The 14,671-nt window shown below is 67.1% G+C and carries 15 protein-coding genes, 2 tRNA genes and 1 pseudogene; 6 read left to right on the top strand and 12 right to left on the bottom strand.

Features of this window, described 5'->3' with window-relative positions; genetic code table 11:
* Window positions 1-80: 80 nt before the first annotated feature.
* A pseudogene (locus ACJH6J_RS18045) lies at window positions 81-332 on the bottom strand (undecaprenyl-diphosphate phosphatase); the annotation flags it as partial.
* A 6-nt stretch (window positions 333-338) separates the two neighbouring features.
* Window positions 339-1,169 (bottom strand): crotonase/enoyl-CoA hydratase family protein, encoded by an 831-nt coding sequence (locus ACJH6J_RS18050; RefSeq protein WP_212807453.1) that lies wholly within the window; start codon window positions 1,167-1,169, stop codon window positions 339-341.
* 43 nt (window positions 1,170-1,212) lie between these two features.
* Here ACJH6J_RS18050 and ACJH6J_RS18055 point away from each other — a divergent pair, with 43 nt between their 5' ends.
* Window positions 1,213-1,770, top strand: a complete 558-nt coding sequence (locus ACJH6J_RS18055; protein WP_212807452.1) for a TIGR03086 family metal-binding protein — start codon at window positions 1,213-1,215, stop codon at window positions 1,768-1,770.
* Here ACJH6J_RS18055 and hisC read toward each other — a convergent pair.
* Window positions 1,745-2,806: a histidinol-phosphate transaminase gene (gene hisC, locus ACJH6J_RS18060; RefSeq protein ID WP_212807451.1), complete on the bottom strand. Its 1,062-nt coding sequence runs from the start codon at window positions 2,804-2,806 to the stop codon at window positions 1,745-1,747. The two genes, ACJH6J_RS18055 and hisC, sit on opposite strands and share 26 nt — an antisense overlap.
* 127 nt (window positions 2,807-2,933) lie before the next feature.
* Between hisC and ACJH6J_RS18065 the strand changes: the two genes are divergently transcribed.
* Window positions 2,934-3,025 (top strand) — tRNA-Ser (locus ACJH6J_RS18065).
* Window positions 3,026-3,049: 24 nt separating this feature from the next.
* Window positions 3,050-3,125: transfer RNA gene (locus tag ACJH6J_RS18070), tRNA-Arg, on the top strand.
* 63 nt (window positions 3,126-3,188) lie between these two features.
* Here ACJH6J_RS18070 and ACJH6J_RS18075 read toward each other — a convergent pair.
* The 3 genes from ACJH6J_RS18075 to ACJH6J_RS18085 are packed head-to-tail and all read right to left on the bottom strand — an operon-like array spanning window position 3,189 to window position 5,838.
* The gene (locus ACJH6J_RS18075) at window positions 3,189-3,443 is read right to left on the bottom strand and encodes a hypothetical protein (protein WP_406784095.1); all 255 of its coding nucleotides are present in this window, start codon (window positions 3,441-3,443) and stop codon (window positions 3,189-3,191) included.
* Window positions 3,440-4,246 carry an alpha/beta hydrolase gene (locus tag ACJH6J_RS18080; RefSeq protein WP_406784096.1) on the bottom strand — a complete coding sequence of 269 codons (807 nt, stop codon included), beginning with the start codon at window positions 4,244-4,246 and terminating at the stop codon, window positions 3,440-3,442. Before ACJH6J_RS18080 ends, ACJH6J_RS18075 begins: the two co-directional genes overlap by 4 nt.
* Before the next feature lie 5 nt (window positions 4,247-4,251).
* Window positions 4,252-5,838, bottom strand: coding sequence for an alcohol dehydrogenase catalytic domain-containing protein (locus ACJH6J_RS18085; RefSeq protein ID WP_406784097.1), 1,587 nt, complete (start codon window positions 5,836-5,838; stop codon window positions 4,252-4,254).
* Between the two features lie 96 nt (window positions 5,839-5,934).
* On the opposite strand from ACJH6J_RS18085, the gene ACJH6J_RS18090 reads away from it, so the two are divergent.
* The gene (locus ACJH6J_RS18090) at window positions 5,935-6,561 is read left to right on the top strand and encodes a TetR/AcrR family transcriptional regulator (protein ID WP_406784098.1); all 627 of its coding nucleotides are present in this window, start codon (window positions 5,935-5,937) and stop codon (window positions 6,559-6,561) included.
* A 1-nt stretch (window position 6,562) separates the two neighbouring features.
* On the opposite strand, the gene ACJH6J_RS18095 is transcribed toward ACJH6J_RS18090, so the two are convergent.
* Window positions 6,563-7,201 carry a TetR/AcrR family transcriptional regulator gene (locus ACJH6J_RS18095; protein ID WP_406784099.1) on the bottom strand — a complete coding sequence of 213 codons (639 nt, stop codon included), beginning with the start codon at window positions 7,199-7,201 and terminating at the stop codon, window positions 6,563-6,565.
* A 90-nt stretch (window positions 7,202-7,291) separates the two neighbouring features.
* On the opposite strand from ACJH6J_RS18095, the gene ACJH6J_RS18100 reads away from it, so the two are divergent.
* Window positions 7,292-8,593, top strand: a complete 1,302-nt coding sequence (locus ACJH6J_RS18100; RefSeq protein ID WP_406784100.1) for a flavin monoamine oxidase family protein — start codon at window positions 7,292-7,294, stop codon at window positions 8,591-8,593.
* A gap of 57 nt (window positions 8,594-8,650) precedes the next feature.
* Here the strand turns inward: ACJH6J_RS18100 and ACJH6J_RS18105 are convergent, their stop codons facing one another.
* Both ACJH6J_RS18105 and ACJH6J_RS18110 read right to left on the bottom strand, forming a co-directional pair.
* Window positions 8,651-9,331: a transporter gene (locus ACJH6J_RS18105; protein ID WP_406784101.1), complete on the bottom strand. Its 681-nt coding sequence runs from the start codon at window positions 9,329-9,331 to the stop codon at window positions 8,651-8,653.
* An 11-nt stretch (window positions 9,332-9,342) separates the two neighbouring features.
* Complete coding sequence (locus ACJH6J_RS18110; protein WP_406784102.1) at window positions 9,343-10,596, bottom strand: saccharopine dehydrogenase family protein; 1,254 nt, start codon at window positions 10,594-10,596, stop codon at window positions 9,343-9,345.
* A gap of 133 nt (window positions 10,597-10,729) precedes the next feature.
* On the opposite strand from ACJH6J_RS18110, the gene ACJH6J_RS18115 reads away from it, so the two are divergent.
* Window positions 10,730-11,932, top strand: coding sequence for an adenylate/guanylate cyclase domain-containing protein (locus ACJH6J_RS18115; RefSeq protein WP_406784103.1), 1,203 nt, complete (start codon window positions 10,730-10,732; stop codon window positions 11,930-11,932).
* On the opposite strand, the gene ACJH6J_RS18120 is transcribed toward ACJH6J_RS18115, so the two are convergent.
* The 3 genes from ACJH6J_RS18120 to ACJH6J_RS18130 are packed head-to-tail and all read right to left on the bottom strand — an operon-like array spanning window position 11,883 to window position 14,572.
* Window positions 11,883-12,521, bottom strand: a complete 639-nt coding sequence (locus tag ACJH6J_RS18120; RefSeq protein ID WP_406784104.1) for a TetR/AcrR family transcriptional regulator — start codon at window positions 12,519-12,521, stop codon at window positions 11,883-11,885. The genes ACJH6J_RS18115 and ACJH6J_RS18120 overlap by 50 nt on opposite strands.
* Window positions 12,522-12,543: 22 nt before the next feature.
* Window positions 12,544-13,881 carry a wax ester/triacylglycerol synthase family O-acyltransferase gene (locus tag ACJH6J_RS18125; RefSeq protein ID WP_318983950.1) on the bottom strand — a complete coding sequence of 446 codons (1,338 nt, stop codon included), beginning with the start codon at window positions 13,879-13,881 and terminating at the stop codon, window positions 12,544-12,546.
* Between the two features lie 7 nt (window positions 13,882-13,888).
* Window positions 13,889-14,572 (bottom strand): TetR/AcrR family transcriptional regulator, encoded by a 684-nt coding sequence (locus ACJH6J_RS18130; protein ID WP_406784105.1) that lies wholly within the window; start codon window positions 14,570-14,572, stop codon window positions 13,889-13,891.
* Window positions 14,573-14,671 lie beyond the last annotated feature (99 nt).

Below are 14,671 nucleotides of genomic sequence, written 5' to 3' on the forward strand. Positions count from 1 at the left end.
ACACCCAGCCAACCAGACACCCCAATCACAGGCCGACAGCAGCTGACCGTTCTACACCCTCAATCATGAAGAGCCACCAAACCGCCGGCGACCGCCACCCAGTCCCGCCAGAAGAACACCAGCAGCGCCAGCGCCGTCGCGACGTGCACGGCCACCAGGAACGCGAGGTACGGCGACTTCTCGGCCGTCATGCTCAGATCCTGGGCCCATTGCCCACCGACCAGAGCCGGAACCAGGATCGAGTGGCCCAGGCTCGACACCGGGAACAGCTCGGTGACACCCTGGAACGCGCCGACTACGATCGCTTCGATGTAGTTGAGGCTCAAGGTGATTCGCCCTTACTCGCCCTTGAACTCCGGCGCGCGCTTCTCGAACATCGCGGTGATGCCTTCGCTCAGATCCTTCGACGCGATGAACGCCGAGTTCCAGGCCGCGACGTACCGCAGGCTGGCCGAAACCCGTTCCGTGCGTTGCTCATCCAGTACGTCTTTGACACCGCGCACCGTCAGCGGCGGGTTCGCGGCGATCTCACGTGCGGTCTCGTGCGCGGCAGCGAGCGACGCGTCGGCGTCGGCGTAGACGTCGTTCACCAGGCCGATCTTCTCGGCGCGGGCAGCGTCGAAGTCCTTGCCCGTCAACGCCAATTCACGCAGATGACCGTCGTTCAGGATGAGCGGCAACCGGGCCAGCGAGCCCACGTCGGCGACGATGGCCAACTTCACTTCGCGCACCGAGAACTTGGCATCGGCGCTCGCGTAGCGGATGTCCACCGCCGAGATCAGGTCGACACCGCCGCCGATGCACCAGCCCTGGATCGAGGCGATGGTGGGGGTGCGGCAGTCGGCGACCGCGGTGATCGCCTGCTGCATGGCCCGCAGCGCGGTGTGGAAGTCGGCGCGTTCCTTGGCCAGCCCGCCCCCGAGCATGGGTGCCAGCATGCCGCCCATCGCGGGCAGATCCAGTCCATAGCTGAAGTTGCGGCCCGACCCGGTGAGCACGATGGCCCGCACGTCGGGGTCGGCGTCCAGGGCGGCGAAGGCCACCGGCAGCTCGGCCCAGAAGGCCGGACCCATGGCATTGCCCTTGCCCGGCCCGAGCAGCGTCACCTGTGCGACGTGGTCCTTGGTCTCAATGGAGAGCGATTCGAAGCTTCCCGAGGTTTCACCCATGATCGGCAGGCTAGCCGGTCAACCTGGGCGTAGCGTCTCGCCCATGACGATTCCGTCCGATGTGATCGAGGCCGGCGAGGCCAGTCTGGACGTGCTCGAGCGGGTGTTGGCCGGTCTCGGGCCTGACGATGCGGCGCGGCAGACGCCGTGCACCGAGTTCGATGTGGCGGCCCTCACCGATCACCTGATGAACTCGATCACGGTCATCGGCGGGATCGCCGGCGCGCAGCTGCCCGAGCGTGACGCCGCGGCGCCGATCGTCGACCAGGTCACCGCCGCAGCCCGGCCTGCTCTGGCCGCGTGGCGCAGCAGGGGGCTGGAGGGCACCGTCGCGGCGGGGCCGGGGGAGATGCCCGCCGCGCAGATCGCCGGCATCCTGCCTCTCGAATTCCTCGTCCATGCCTGGGACTACGCAACGGCCGTCGGCCGCGACGTGGACGCCCCGGAGGACCTGGCCGAGTACGTCCTCGTCATGACCAGGGCTGTGATCAGTCCCGCGGCGCGCGCGGCCGTCGGGTTCGACGACCCCGTCGAGGTACCGGCTGATGCGAGTGCACTGGATCAGCTGATCGGCTTCACCGGCCGCCGCCGCGCCACCTGACCGCGAAGTCGAGGAACAGGTCGTTCTCGTGCGGCACCGTGACGGTGACGCGCACGCCTTCCCCGCCGTAGGGCCGCACCAGCAGCTTGTTGTCGGCGGCCGCGTCGACGAAGTCGGCGGTGTCTTCCGGGCTCAACGGCAGCCAGACGAAGTTGGCCTGCGAGTCGGGCAGCTCGAACCCTGCGTCGCGCAGGGCGGCGCTGACCCGGGCCCGCTCGGCCACCACCGCGTCGGTGCGCGCCAGCAGTTCGTCGGCGGCGTCCAGGCAGGCGATGGCCGCGGCCTGGCTGACGCTGGTCGCCGTGAACGGCACGTACACCTTGCCCAGCGCGGTGACGATGTCCTCGTGTGCGACGGCGTAGCCAATCCGCAGTCCGGCCAGGCCGTAGGCCTTCGAGAAGGTGCGCAGGACGACGACGTTGGGGTGCTTGCGCACCAGCGCCAGACTGTCCGGCAGGAGGCCGTCGCGGATGTACTCGACGTACGCCTCGTCCAGGACCACCAGGATGTGCGGCGGGACCTTGGCGACGAACTCGGCCAGCTTGACCGGGTCGACGACCGTCGAGGTGGGGTTGTTGGGGTTGCAGACGAAGATCAGTCGCGTGCGGTCGGTGATCGCGGCCAGCATGGCGTCCAGATCGTGCGTGTAGTCCGTCAGCGGGACGGGCACGGGCGTCGCGCCGGCGGTGCGGACCTGCAGTGGGTAGATCTCGAAGCTGCGCCACGCGAACAGCACCTCGTCGCCGACCGAGGCGGTGATCTGGACGAGCTGCTGGCACAGGCTCACCGACCCGCAGCCCACCGAGATCTGGTTGGGCGCGAACCCGACGTAGGCCGCCAGTCGTTCACGCAGCGCCGCGTAGCCGTTGTCCGGGTAGCGGTTGATGTTGTCCATCGCTTTGACGATGGCTTCGCGGACGCTGGGCAGCGGTCCGTCGACGGTCTCGTTGCTGGCGATCTTGATGGCGCCGGGCACTGTGCGGCCGGGGGTGTAGGCAGGCAGAGCGTCCATCTCGGGGCGCAGGCGGGCGGTCACCCGGGACAGTCTAGGTGGACGGCAGATGGCGCTCTGGCGTCGCGCTTTGCCTTTGTGGGCGTTGACTGTGTACCGTATGCCCTCGGCGGTTCCGGGGTGCAAGAGTCCGGTACCCTCGGATCGTTCAGGAGGCGTGCCAGAGCGGCCGAATGGGACTCACTGCTAATGAGTTGTCCCCCTTACAGGGGACCGGAGGTTCAAATCCTCTCGCCTCCGCCACATAACTGAATAGTTGTACCCAATGCGCCCGTAGCTCAACGGATAGAGCATCTGACTACGGATCAGAAGGTTAGGGGTTCGAATCCCTTCGGGCGCACCACAAACAACAGGCCAGAAGCTCACGCTTCTGGCCTGTTGTCGTTGGCGGGTGAGTGCGGTCTCGTCAGCGCACCCTGAGGGCGCCCCTGATTGTCCCCATGACCGCCATTTCGAGTTCCTTGCGGGACGCCGGCCGGCCGATGGTGGTGTGCGTGACGAGCACGCCGAGGACGAGATGAAATATGGCCTGCGCGTCGCCATCTGGATCGCGCGATGAGACGCAGCCGGATCGGCAACCGTGTGCAATGGCCTCCCGCAGCGGCGCGACGAGTTCGTCGGACGGCGTGACGATGAGGCCTGAGCAGAACCAGTCAATCAAGGCCGCCGTGTACGACTGGATGCGTTCCAGCGGGTCCCCTGGTGCTGCCGCCTGACGCAATTGCCCTGCGGCGCTTCGTAGATCATCGTCCACCGCGACCACCGGTGGTCGACGTCGGCGAGTGGGTTCATGCGAGTGGCCTCGCGGGCATCGGTGAGATGCTTTCGCAACGCCGGCGCCCAGAACGGGACGGCGAGAACGGCGTCGCGTCGCCTTCGGTCGGCGGCGATGGCCGCTTGGCCGAGCGGATCGATCACCGGCGACCACAGCACCACGGCTCGCGGCAGCGGCAATCCACTGTCCTTCACCTCGTTGACCAGGCACGCCGCGAGATGGCCGCCGGCCGAATCGCCCGCCACCACCAGGGTGGCGGGGTCGACACCAGCTGCCAGCAGCGCGCGGTAGACGGCGACAGCGTCATCAGCCGCAGCCGGGACCGGATGTTCGGGCAACAGGCAGTAGTCGGGCACGCAGACGCGTAGTCCGCTGGCAGCAGAGATCCGCGCGGCAGTCCCGGCTGCTGCGTGTGCGGAGCCGACGAAATAGCCGCCACCATGCAGGTAGAGCACCACGCCGTCGCGGCCGGCGCCGTCTGCGGTGACCCAGGCGCAACGGACGCCGTTTTCGACGGTCGATTCGACGTCGGTGCCGCGATCGGGCCGAGGAGCGAACTGTTCGACCACGAACCGCAACGCCGCCAGTTGGATGCCGCTGGGTTCGCCGATGACGAACATCGGCCGGAAGAACATGTAGAGCAGACGCTGAACGAACTTGCTGCGACGACTCGGGCGGTGACCAGACATCCCGGCTACCGACGCGGTCCCGCCGGCAGCAACACGGCTTTGACGACATCTCCGCGTTGCGTCGCCGCGATGGCGTCGTTGATCTCGTCGAGCCCGAACGTGGTGATCAAGCGGTCGACGGGTAGCGCACCGCTGCGGTACAGGTCGATGAGCGTCGGGATGAAGCGGCGTGGCACCGCCTGGCCTTCGACGACACCGCAGAGGGTCTGACCCTTGCCGACGAGCTTCGCGAGGTCGACCTGGATGGGGGTGCTCAGGCCCTGCAGGCCGACGACGGCGCAGACGCCGGGCGACGCCAGGCTGGCGATTGCGGCGCGCGCGGATTCCGGTTTGCCGATGCAGTCGACGGCGTAGTCGACGCCGGACCGGACGGCGCTTCTGGCGTAGGCGGGATCGACGGCGTCGGTGGCGCCCAACGACACCGCAAGCTCCCGCCGTTGCGGTTTGGGGTCCACGGCGATGATCCGTTCGCAGCCGGCCACCTTCGCGGCCATGATGGCCGACAGCCCCACCGAGCCCGCGGCGAACACCGCGATCGATGAACCCGGCTCGGGGCGCAGCGCGTTCAGTACCGTGCCCGCGCCGGTCTGGACGCCGCAACCGAGGGGAGCGAGTACGTCGAACGGCACGTCCTTCGGGACGCGTACCACGGTGTGAGCGACGGCGAGAGCGTATGTGGCGAAAGAGGATTGGCCGCAGAAGCGGGCATGCACCGGCGTGGTGCCGATCCGCATGCCACCGCTGCCGTCGAGCCGGGCGCCGGTGAGGTTGAGCATGTTGGACCGCGAGCAGTACGCCATCCGGTCGCGTCTGCAGTTGGTGCACTCGCCGCACCACGCGTAGCTGAGCACGACGTGATCGCCGGGCTGGAGGTCCGTCACATCGGTCCCGACGGCCTCGATGACGCCCGCGCCTTCATGGCCGAGAACCATCGGAAGTTGTTGGGGCTGAGCCATTCCGGCGATCACGAGGTCGCTGTGACAGATGCCGACCGCCTCGATACGCACGAGAACCTCGTCGGGGCGCGGACTTTCGAGCTCGACCTGGGTGACCTCGAACGGTTGGCCCGGTGCGCGCAGGACAGCGGCGTCCGCGGTGCGGGCCGGTTCGCACGAGACGAACTCGGGATTGCGCGGCCGCTCGATGGTGTCCATCCGGGTCAGGTAGAAGTAGCCGGCCCGGCTCTGCCCCGGCGCTTCCATCGCCCCGATGAGGATGGTGTCGGAGATCTTCCGGAAATGATCCGCCATCGGCAGGTCGTGGTAGGTCATCGTGGCGGTTGCGCTGCCGCGGTAGTCCGTCAGCCGCAGGCTCGCGCCCCCGAAGATGGGGTTCACGAAACGGCGTCCCGCGTCGTCGAAGCAGACGATCGGTGCGACGTCATCGGCGGCGCCGAAGGACTTGCCGGCCCATTTGATCGCCTCCAGCTGCGCTTCGGCGGGGTGGCCCAGGCCGAACACGCCGCCCGCCCATTCGCCGAGCACATCGTCGACGCCGACGGCGGACGCGTCGTCGTACAGCGCGTCGAGCTGGTCGAGCGTCGGGGCGACGCCGCGGTCGATCAGGTCCTGGAATCGGTCGGTGAGGTTCATCGGCGGCCTTTCTTGGCGTGCTGTGGATGGTGGCCGGTTCGGGCCCGAAGTAGGAACAATGGTGTTCCTGGAACAGCGCTGTGTCAAGATTGAGATATGACGACCGTGACGCGGCCTTTCCGTGGTGTGAAGGCCGATCAGCGCGTGCAGGAACGCCGGAATCGCCTGATCGCGGCGGGCCTGGACGAAGTCGCGGAGGTGGGCGTCGCCGGGTTGCGGATGAACACCGTCTGTCGGCGGGCGCGGCTCAGCCAGCGGTACTTCTACGAGCATTTCGCGAACCGTGACGAGCTGCTCGCCGCCCTGTTCGACGACGTGATGCGGGACGTTTTCACGCAGACGCTGGCGGCCGTGGACGCCTGCGGGCCCGACATCGTCGAGCGGGCGAGCGCCGCGCTGGCCGTGTTCTACGACGTCATCATCAGCGATGTACCCAGGGCGCGGTTGTACGCCGAATCCGCCGGCGTCGCGGCTGTCGCGGCGCGCAAGCGGGTGGCAACCGATCAGTACGTCGCGTTCGTGACCGAGCAGGTGGCCGCCGTCGTCGGCCCCATGGACGACCGGACGACCGGCCGTCTGGCGATGGCGACGCGGGTACTCGTCGGCGGCCAGGTGGATGCCGCGGTCGCGCTCGCTGCCGGCGACGTCGTCATTTCCCGCGCGGACTACATCGCGCTGTGCGCGCGCATGCTCAGCGACGCCATCGCGGCCGCGGCGGGCTGACTCAGCGCGCCCGCTTGGTGGGGGCGTAGGTCTCCAGATAGGCGGTACTCATCCGTCGCACTTCATCGATGACGACCTCGTCGCCGGTCGGCGACTGTCGGAAGGCGACGTCGAGAAGTCGGTTGCCGGCTTCGAAGGTCAGCAGTACGACCAGGACCGGTGTGTCCGGATGCAACAGCTCGCGCTCGATGAGGTACCGCCAGAACTGTTCGGCCCACGCTTCGTCGGCAGCGCGGGCGGATTCGCCAACGGCAGACGTGCGTTCGACGAACCACAGCGCGATCAGGCTGCGGTGCTCACGGAAGTAGTCGACCATGGTGTCGATCAGCACGTTGATGGCGCCGCGCAGGGTGCGGGCGCGGCTGCGCTCGAGCGCAGCCGTCAGGATGTCGTCGAGCGCGGCGATATGCCGTTGCACGAGTTCGGCTTCGAGCTGATGACGGTCCGCGAAGTAGTGGTAGACCGACGCGGTCGGGATGCCGGCCAGCTCGCCGACGGCTTTGAGCGTGGCGGCCGCGTAGCCCTGCTCGCTGAGCAGCGTTTCGGCCGCGTCGAGGAGCGCCTGTGTGCGCTCCACGCCGCGGCGCTGAACTGCTGCCGGACGGGACCGTCCGGCGCTTGAAGGCGGGGTGGTGGGCATCTTTCGAGAGCATAGCCGCCTTCATTGACGGCGCCCGGCGCACTACCTAAAGTCGAACACGAATCGAATTCGCCTTTGATGGGAGCAACAATGACAGATCAATACGACGTCGCGGTGATCGGCGGTGGCTTCGCCGGCGTCATCGCGGCGCGCGACCTGAGCCTCAAAGGGCACTCGGTGGTGCTGCTCGAGGCACGCGACCGGGTCGGCGGCCGCACGTGGACCGGTCCCGGCCTGGGCCGGCAGTTGGAGTACGGGGGCACCTATGTGCACTGGACGCAGCCCAACATGTGGCAGGAACTGCAGCGGCACAACATTCCACTCCAGATCCCTGTCGTGCCCACCACGATGTACTGGATTGCCGAAGGCGCAACGCATTCGGCGTTACCCGAGGAGTACGGCGCGGCGCTCGAGCCGCTGATGAATCAGTTCTTCGCCGACGCTCGTGCTGTGTTCCCGCAACCGTTCGAAATCGGCCTCGTTGACACCAGCGCAATCGAGAAAGAGACCATTGCCGACCGGCTCAACGCACTGAATCTGCCGCCCTACGAGCATGACCTGCTCGACGGTGCCATGGCTGCGCTGGTGACGTCCTACGAAGATCACGGTGTCGCCCAGTTCCTTTCGTGCGTGGCGACATACTTCGGCAGTTGGGCGGCGTTCTTCGAGACAGCCGGCACCTGGCCCATCGAGGGCGGCACCAGAAGGCTGCTCGACGCCATCATGGCGGAGTCGACGGCGAAGGTGAGGTTGTCGACTCCGATCGCCGCAGTCGAGGACGACGGTGCCGGCGTCACCGTCACCACGCGAGACGGTCAGCGGATCCGGGCGCGTGCGGCCGTCGTCGCGGTGCCGCTGAACACCTTGGGGGACATCGCCATCACCCCCGAGGTCCCGGCGGCGTCGCGTCGCATGATCGAGGAGAAGAATCCGATCGTGGGCTCCAAAATCTGGGTGCGGGCCAAGGGCGTACTCGAGCCGTTCCAGGCCGTCGCGCCGCTGGGACAGAACCCCATCAACGCCGCACGGGTGGAGTACCACGAAGACGGCGACACGTTCATCATGTGTCTGTGCTCCACGGGCGCCGCGATCGACGCCAACGATCCCGCCGCGGTGCAGCAGGCGTTGCGGGCGTTCATTGCCGACATCGAGGTGCGCGAAACCGCCTGCCATGACTGGGTTACCGACGAATTCTCCAAGGGCGGATTCATGGTGCACCGGCCGGGACACTTCACCGGCGGTGCCGCGCAGCTGCGGGAAGCCCATGGGCGAATCCACTTCGCCGGCAGCGACATTGCCGGGGTCGAGGCCGGCGCCATCGAAGGTGCCATGGACACCGGTGCGCACGCGGCCCGGAGCATCGCTGCCGGACTGGCCGACGGCGCGTACTGACGAAGTGCAGAAACGGCCCGCGGGATGTACCCGCGGGCCGTCACTGTCTGCGAAGTGCTATGCGGTAAAAGCCTTTTCGGCCGGGATTCGCGCGGTGTGATTGTCCAGCGCGCGGTAACCGTAGTAATACACCGTCATCTGCGCCGCCCAGGTGGTCAGCGCCAGGATGTAGAAGACCGTGTGGTGCTGATCGTCGCCCGGGATGCGGTAGAAGTCGTACATTCCGGCAATGGCAGCCGCCGCGATCGTCACGGCGGCGACGGCCATCGCGTTACCTTGTGCGCCGATCCGCCACAGTCGCCAGGCGAAGTAGAACAGGAACAGCGTCGTCAGGGCGTTCATGACCACGTAGAAGATGGCCCCGGCCACGCCGAAATCCGCGGCGAACAACGACATCACGAGTCCGCCGATGACCGCGAGCCCGAACACTCCGATGTCGACGGCGATCGACGGCCGGTACCCGTGCGTGACCTTCATCAGGCCCAGGACGAGGATCACGGTGATGCCGATCGACCGCGAGAAGGCGTCGAGAAAGAACGCCGCGTGGAACATCGGACTGGTTTCGTCGGCGCCGACCAGCCCATACACCAGGAAGTTGGTGCCGGACGACGCGACGATGATCCACTCGAGGCCCAGCAGGTAGTTCTGGTAGTTCCGAATGAACTTGAAGCCGTACGTGAAACCGGCGACGATCATGAAGATGTCGGCGAGTGCGTACAACGCGGTCTTCAGATCCATGACCAGCCCCTCTAGTGCGCGCCGACGGGAAGTTCGGCGCTCGGCGTGCCGACCCGCTTCAGTGCCGAGTAGAACTGCGCCGGTTCGGCCCATTCCTCGGGCGTGAAAACCCCGGCGCGGCTGCCGGATTCGAGTGCCACCACCATGAACGCGGCGCACGCGGTGCCCGTTGCGGCCGCCATGTCGGTGAACAGATAGGTGCCTGGGCCTGCGACCGGCGTGCGGCGGCTGGCGACGGTGGGGATGCCGTCCTTGAGGCCGGTCACCTCGACCTTCAGCCCAGATTTGTACGGAAAGGTGTGGCCCGCTGCAGCTTTGGCGAGGAACGTGAGCAGCTCGAGGCGCGTCGACTCACCCGTGCGCACCAGGTCCCACATTCCCGCCAGGCCGTGGCGCCAGCCGGCGACACTGCCCACTCCGCCGGTGAGCAGGGATTCCAGGAAGTCGATGGCCTTCTCGACGGGTATCTGACCCTTCTGCACGGCCAGGCCGACGCCCCGGACCAGGCCGTTGTAGGGCGCCGGGTCCAGGCCGCCGAAACAACGAATGTTCTTGGCATCGGGGTACTTCCGCGGCAGTGTCACGGGTTCGGGATGGGCCGTCTCGTGCACCAACGTCAGGCCCAGCCCGCCGCCCAGGTCCGTCCACCGGGTCTCCAGCCAGGACTGGTGCATGACCGGTCCGCCGTTCTCCCACGTCATGCAGGGACCCGCGGCGACGCGCAGCATGTGGTCGAGCACCGCGCGACCGATCGAACCACGCTCGTCGCCGACCACCCAATAGACGTCGATGTTCTCGACGGTGTCCAGTTCGGCGGCGGCGTCGGCGGCCAGCACGTTCGTGATGCCGGGCGAGGCGCCGCAGCCGATGTACATCGGAACGCCGGCCGCCTTGGCGGCGTCGCCCAGAGTCAGTGCGTGCAAGGTGCTTTCGATGTCGTCATCGAAATCGAGGTACGGCACCCCGGCGGCCAGGCAGGCTTCCATCACCGGACCGGCGGTGCGGTTGTACGGGCCGGCGCCGAGCACGACGAGTGCCGCGCCGTCGATGGCGGTGCGCAGGCCGTCGCGGTCATACAGATCGAGCCGGGCGGCCGTCGCCAGCCCACTCGGCAGCTTCTTGATCAGCGGCTCGAGCAGTTCTGGCCGGATGTCGTAGAGCGCGAGCTCCCAGTCGCCGGCGGCTACCGCGAACCGTTCGATGGCCAGGCGACACATCTCACCGGCCGCGCCGATGAAGACGACCCGCCGTCGGGTGTTGGCCATGTTCTTCTCCTTCTGATGGGGATCGCCCTGTAATACTCAAAGCCAATATCGAATCGAAATCGAGTTTAGGTTTCGCGCGGATGCACTGTCAATGCCCGCGGTGACGTGCGCTTTCGGCGCTAGGCTGCGGATCATGTCGCCGAAGGCTGCGTCCGCCGAGAGTCTGGCGCGCCGCCGACGCGTCCTCACGGTGGCCGCCAGGATCGGTGCCGTCGTCGCCGCGTTCCTCGGGACGCTGTCGATGCTCGCCGGCGAGGCCGGCATCTGGATCGGTGGCCTCGCCGTCGTGTGCGCCCCGGTCTATCTCGCGATTCCCCGCTTGTACCGGTACGGCGAACTCGTCGCGCCGCTGACCTTCATCGGTATCGCGTACTCCTTGACGACGCTCGTGACCGTTTATGTCGGAAGAGGTTCCGGCCAGCAGCTGTACTTCCTGGTCGCCGCTTCGCTGGTGGTGCTGATCCTGGGGATCGAGCACATCGTGGTGGCATCGGCGGTGGCGGCGGTGGGTGCGGCACTCATCATCGCGCTCCAGTACCTGGTGCCCGCGGACACCGGTGTCCAGCCGCTGTGGGTCACGACTGCCGGATTCCTCATCTCGGTAATTTCCTCATGGGTGCTCGTCCTCGCGACCGTCTGGTACGCACTGCGTGAAATCAGCCGCGCGGAATCGGCTTTGGCTGCCGAATACGAGCGCTCCGAGTCGCTGCTGGCCAACATCTTGCCCTCGAAGATCGCTCAGCGGTTGAAGGATCCGCACCGCGACGTCATCGCTGACAGCTACGACGACGCCTCGGTGCTGTTCGCCGATATCGCCGGATTCACCCAGCGCGCAAGCGATACCACGCCCACCGAGTTGGTCAGGTTTCTCGATCACCTGTACACCGACCTGGACACGCTGGTCGACCGGCACGGCTTGGAGAAGATCAAGACGAGCGGCGATTCCTACATGATCGTCAGTGGGGTTCCCGAGCCGCGGCCCGACCATCTCGAGGCGCTGGCCGATCTGGCTCTCGACATGGTCGACGCGGTGGCCGAGTTGACGGACCCCAACGGCCGGCGGGTGCCACTGCGCATCGGGCTGGCGGCCGGACCGGTGGTCGCGGGTGTGGTGGGCGCACGCAAGTTCTTCTACGACGTGTGGGGGGACGCGGTCAATGTCGCGGCGCGAATGGAGACCACCGATGTCGAAGGTCGAATCCAGGTGCCGCACAACGTCTATGAGCGGCTCAAGGACGCGTTCGTGCTGGAGGAGCGGGGTGCCGTCGAGGTCAAGGGCAAGGGGGTCATGCAGACCTGGTACCTGATGGGGCGAATGTCGTCAGGTACGCGGTGAGCATGCGCCGACCCTCGTCCATGGTGGCGTCATCGCCCTTGGGGGAGCGCTGGAACGCCACGTCGAAGAGCCGATCACCGACCTCGAACATCAACTGGACGGCGAACAACGGGGTCGCTGCGGTGATGAGTTCGTGCTCGATGAGGAAGTGCCACAGCTTTTCTGCCCAGGATTCGTCGAACAACCCACCCAGCTCGGACAGTGTCGCGCTGCGGCCCGCGAACCACAGCTGCACGAATCCGGGATTCTCCCGGAAGTAGGCGAGCAGTGGGTCGATCATCGCGTCGACGCCGTCGCGCAGCGTCCGGATCTTGTTGCCGTACAGCGATGCCGCGAAGCGCTCGTCGATGACCGGGATGTGGCGCCGCACGAGCTCGGCCTCGACCTGCCTCCGGTCCGCGAAGTAGTGGTAGAGCGATGCCGTCGGGATGCCGGCATGCTCGCCGATCGCCTTGAGAGTTGCTGCGGCATAACCTTGTTCGGCGAGGATCGTCTCGGCGGAATCGAGGATCGCCTGGGTGCGTTCGATGCCGCGGCGCTGCACCGCGGTGCGAACAGCCGGCTGGCTCACCGACGAAGACTCGATCACGGATCGAGATTCTATCAGCGGCCTATGCGGCGGCCCGCTCCAATTCGTCGAGCGCCTCGCGGGAGTAGACCGCCAGGCGCTGCAGATGCGGCATGGTGTCTCGGCAGCCGACGAAGCCGAGGATGACCTTGTCGGTGTAGCCGACCAGGGTGATGTTCAGTCCGTAGCCGTCGCACAGGAAAGAGACCGGAGCGATCAATTCCAGCTGTGCGCCACCGAGGTACAGCGGTTCTCTGGTCAGGACCACGTTGGACACCGTGAGGTTGAACAACGGCGGAATCTTGGTCAGCGCACCGGTTTTCTGCCCGATCGTCAGTGGCAGCAACCCCATCAACGTGTAGTGGTTCAGGGCATTCGGTGACATCGCGAGCAGTTCCTTCTTACCGCGCGTGGTCGAGGCGTTGATCACCGCCAGCCGCTGCAACGGGTCCGATTCTGTTGTCGCCAAAGGGCAGACGAAGCCCGCGGCCGCATTCAAGGTGTCCTCGTCGCGCTCCCAGCCCACCGGCACCGAGGCGGTCAGCGTCTGCTCGGGCAGCTCGCCCTGCTCGTCGAGGTAGCGGCGCAGCGCCGCGCCACACACGGCGAGTGTCACGTCGTTGACGGTTGTCTCGGTGGCCTTGGCGATGGCCTTGAGGCGGCCCAGTTCGAGCACCTCGACCGCGAGCCGGCGCTGCGGCGTGAGGGTGGCGTTGAACGGCGCGCGCGGCGTGCCCAGCGTGGCGCCGACGTGGCTGTTGTCGCCGCCGATCATGCCGACCAGGCTCTTCACCAACTCGGCAGAACCCGCGACGCCGTCCGTCGTCCGGTTCCACAGCTCGTAGGCGACCGACGCGACCCGGTTGCGGTCGGGCACCTCGGCCTTCGGTCCGGCCTCGGACAGCGGCACGTAGCGGTCCGGCTCGGTGCTCAACCACTTCTTGATGGTGTTGATCGCGCCCATGCCGTCCACCGCACAGTGGTGGGCCTTGAAGTACATGGCGAAGCGACCGTCGGACAGGCCCTCGATGAAGTGTGCTTCCCACAGTGGCCGGCGCATGTCGAGCGGGTGCGCGTGCAGCCGGGCGACCAGGGTGCCCAGATCGGCCTCGCTTCCGGGGTACGGCAGCGCTGACAGCCGGACGTGGTACTCCGGGTCCGGGCGGACCTCGCGCCACTCGGGCAGCAGGCCGTCGACGACGGCGCTGTCGAACGGGAACGGCAGGAACGACAGTTCGGCGAATGCGTTGTACAGGGTGCGGACGTAGTCCGGCCCGGCGCCGTCGGGCAGCCGGAACGTCAGCAGGGCGCCGATGTGCATGGGCGTCCGGTCGGACTCCATCCGGTAGAACATCGTGTCGACAGCACTCAGCAACCGCATGGCAGCACTATGTCAGGCTCACCAGCTGGAATGCGGCGAAATCCGCGAGCAAGTCCACGCCCGACGCGAATTCCCGGTCCCGGTCGAACCGGGCGAGAAATGGTGCGCACGCAACCACTTCCGGGAGCGCGGAATCTTCCAGTTCGGCCTGCCGGGCAGCGATGTCGGCGGACTTTCCGCTGCCGAAGGTGGGGCCGGCGGACACCTCGCGCAGCAGCATCCCGACGACGGCGGCCACCAGGACACGGGTGAGTCGCACGGCGAGCTCGGGGGCGGCGCCGGCCCGATGCAGGATCGACAGGAGAGCCTCGACGGGCGCGAGTCCGGCGAGCGTCGTCATCTGCCGGGTCAGCACGAGCGTCGCGGCCTCCGGGTGGGCGAGGGTCACGCGCCGGAACTCGTAGGCGAGGGCCCGCAGGTCGGTCCGCAACTCGCCGGTGGGTGCCGGTGGTCGCAGCTGCCCGAGCAGATGTTCGGCGACGGCGTCCAGCAGATCGTCCTTGTCGGCGACATGGTGGTAGAGGCTCTTGGCGTCGACGCCGAGCAGGCGGCTGACGGACCGCATGCTGACCGCGGCGATGCCGTCCTGGTCGATGACGGTCAGCGCCGCTTCCCGGATCGTCGATCGCGTCAGCTGTGCCAGCGCCTTCGGCGGCCGTCCGCGGCGGGGAGTCGGGGTGGCCGCGTTCATGGCCTCATTCTGGCCCAGACCCTTGCAAATTTCCACACCGTGGGATTATTGTCATATTAATCCCACGGTGTGGAAATACTTTGCAGTTCGAGGAGGACG

Source organism: Mycobacterium sp. SMC-18, from assembly GCF_045310895.1.
Lineage (GTDB): Bacteria > Actinomycetota > Actinomycetes > Mycobacteriales > Mycobacteriaceae > Mycobacterium.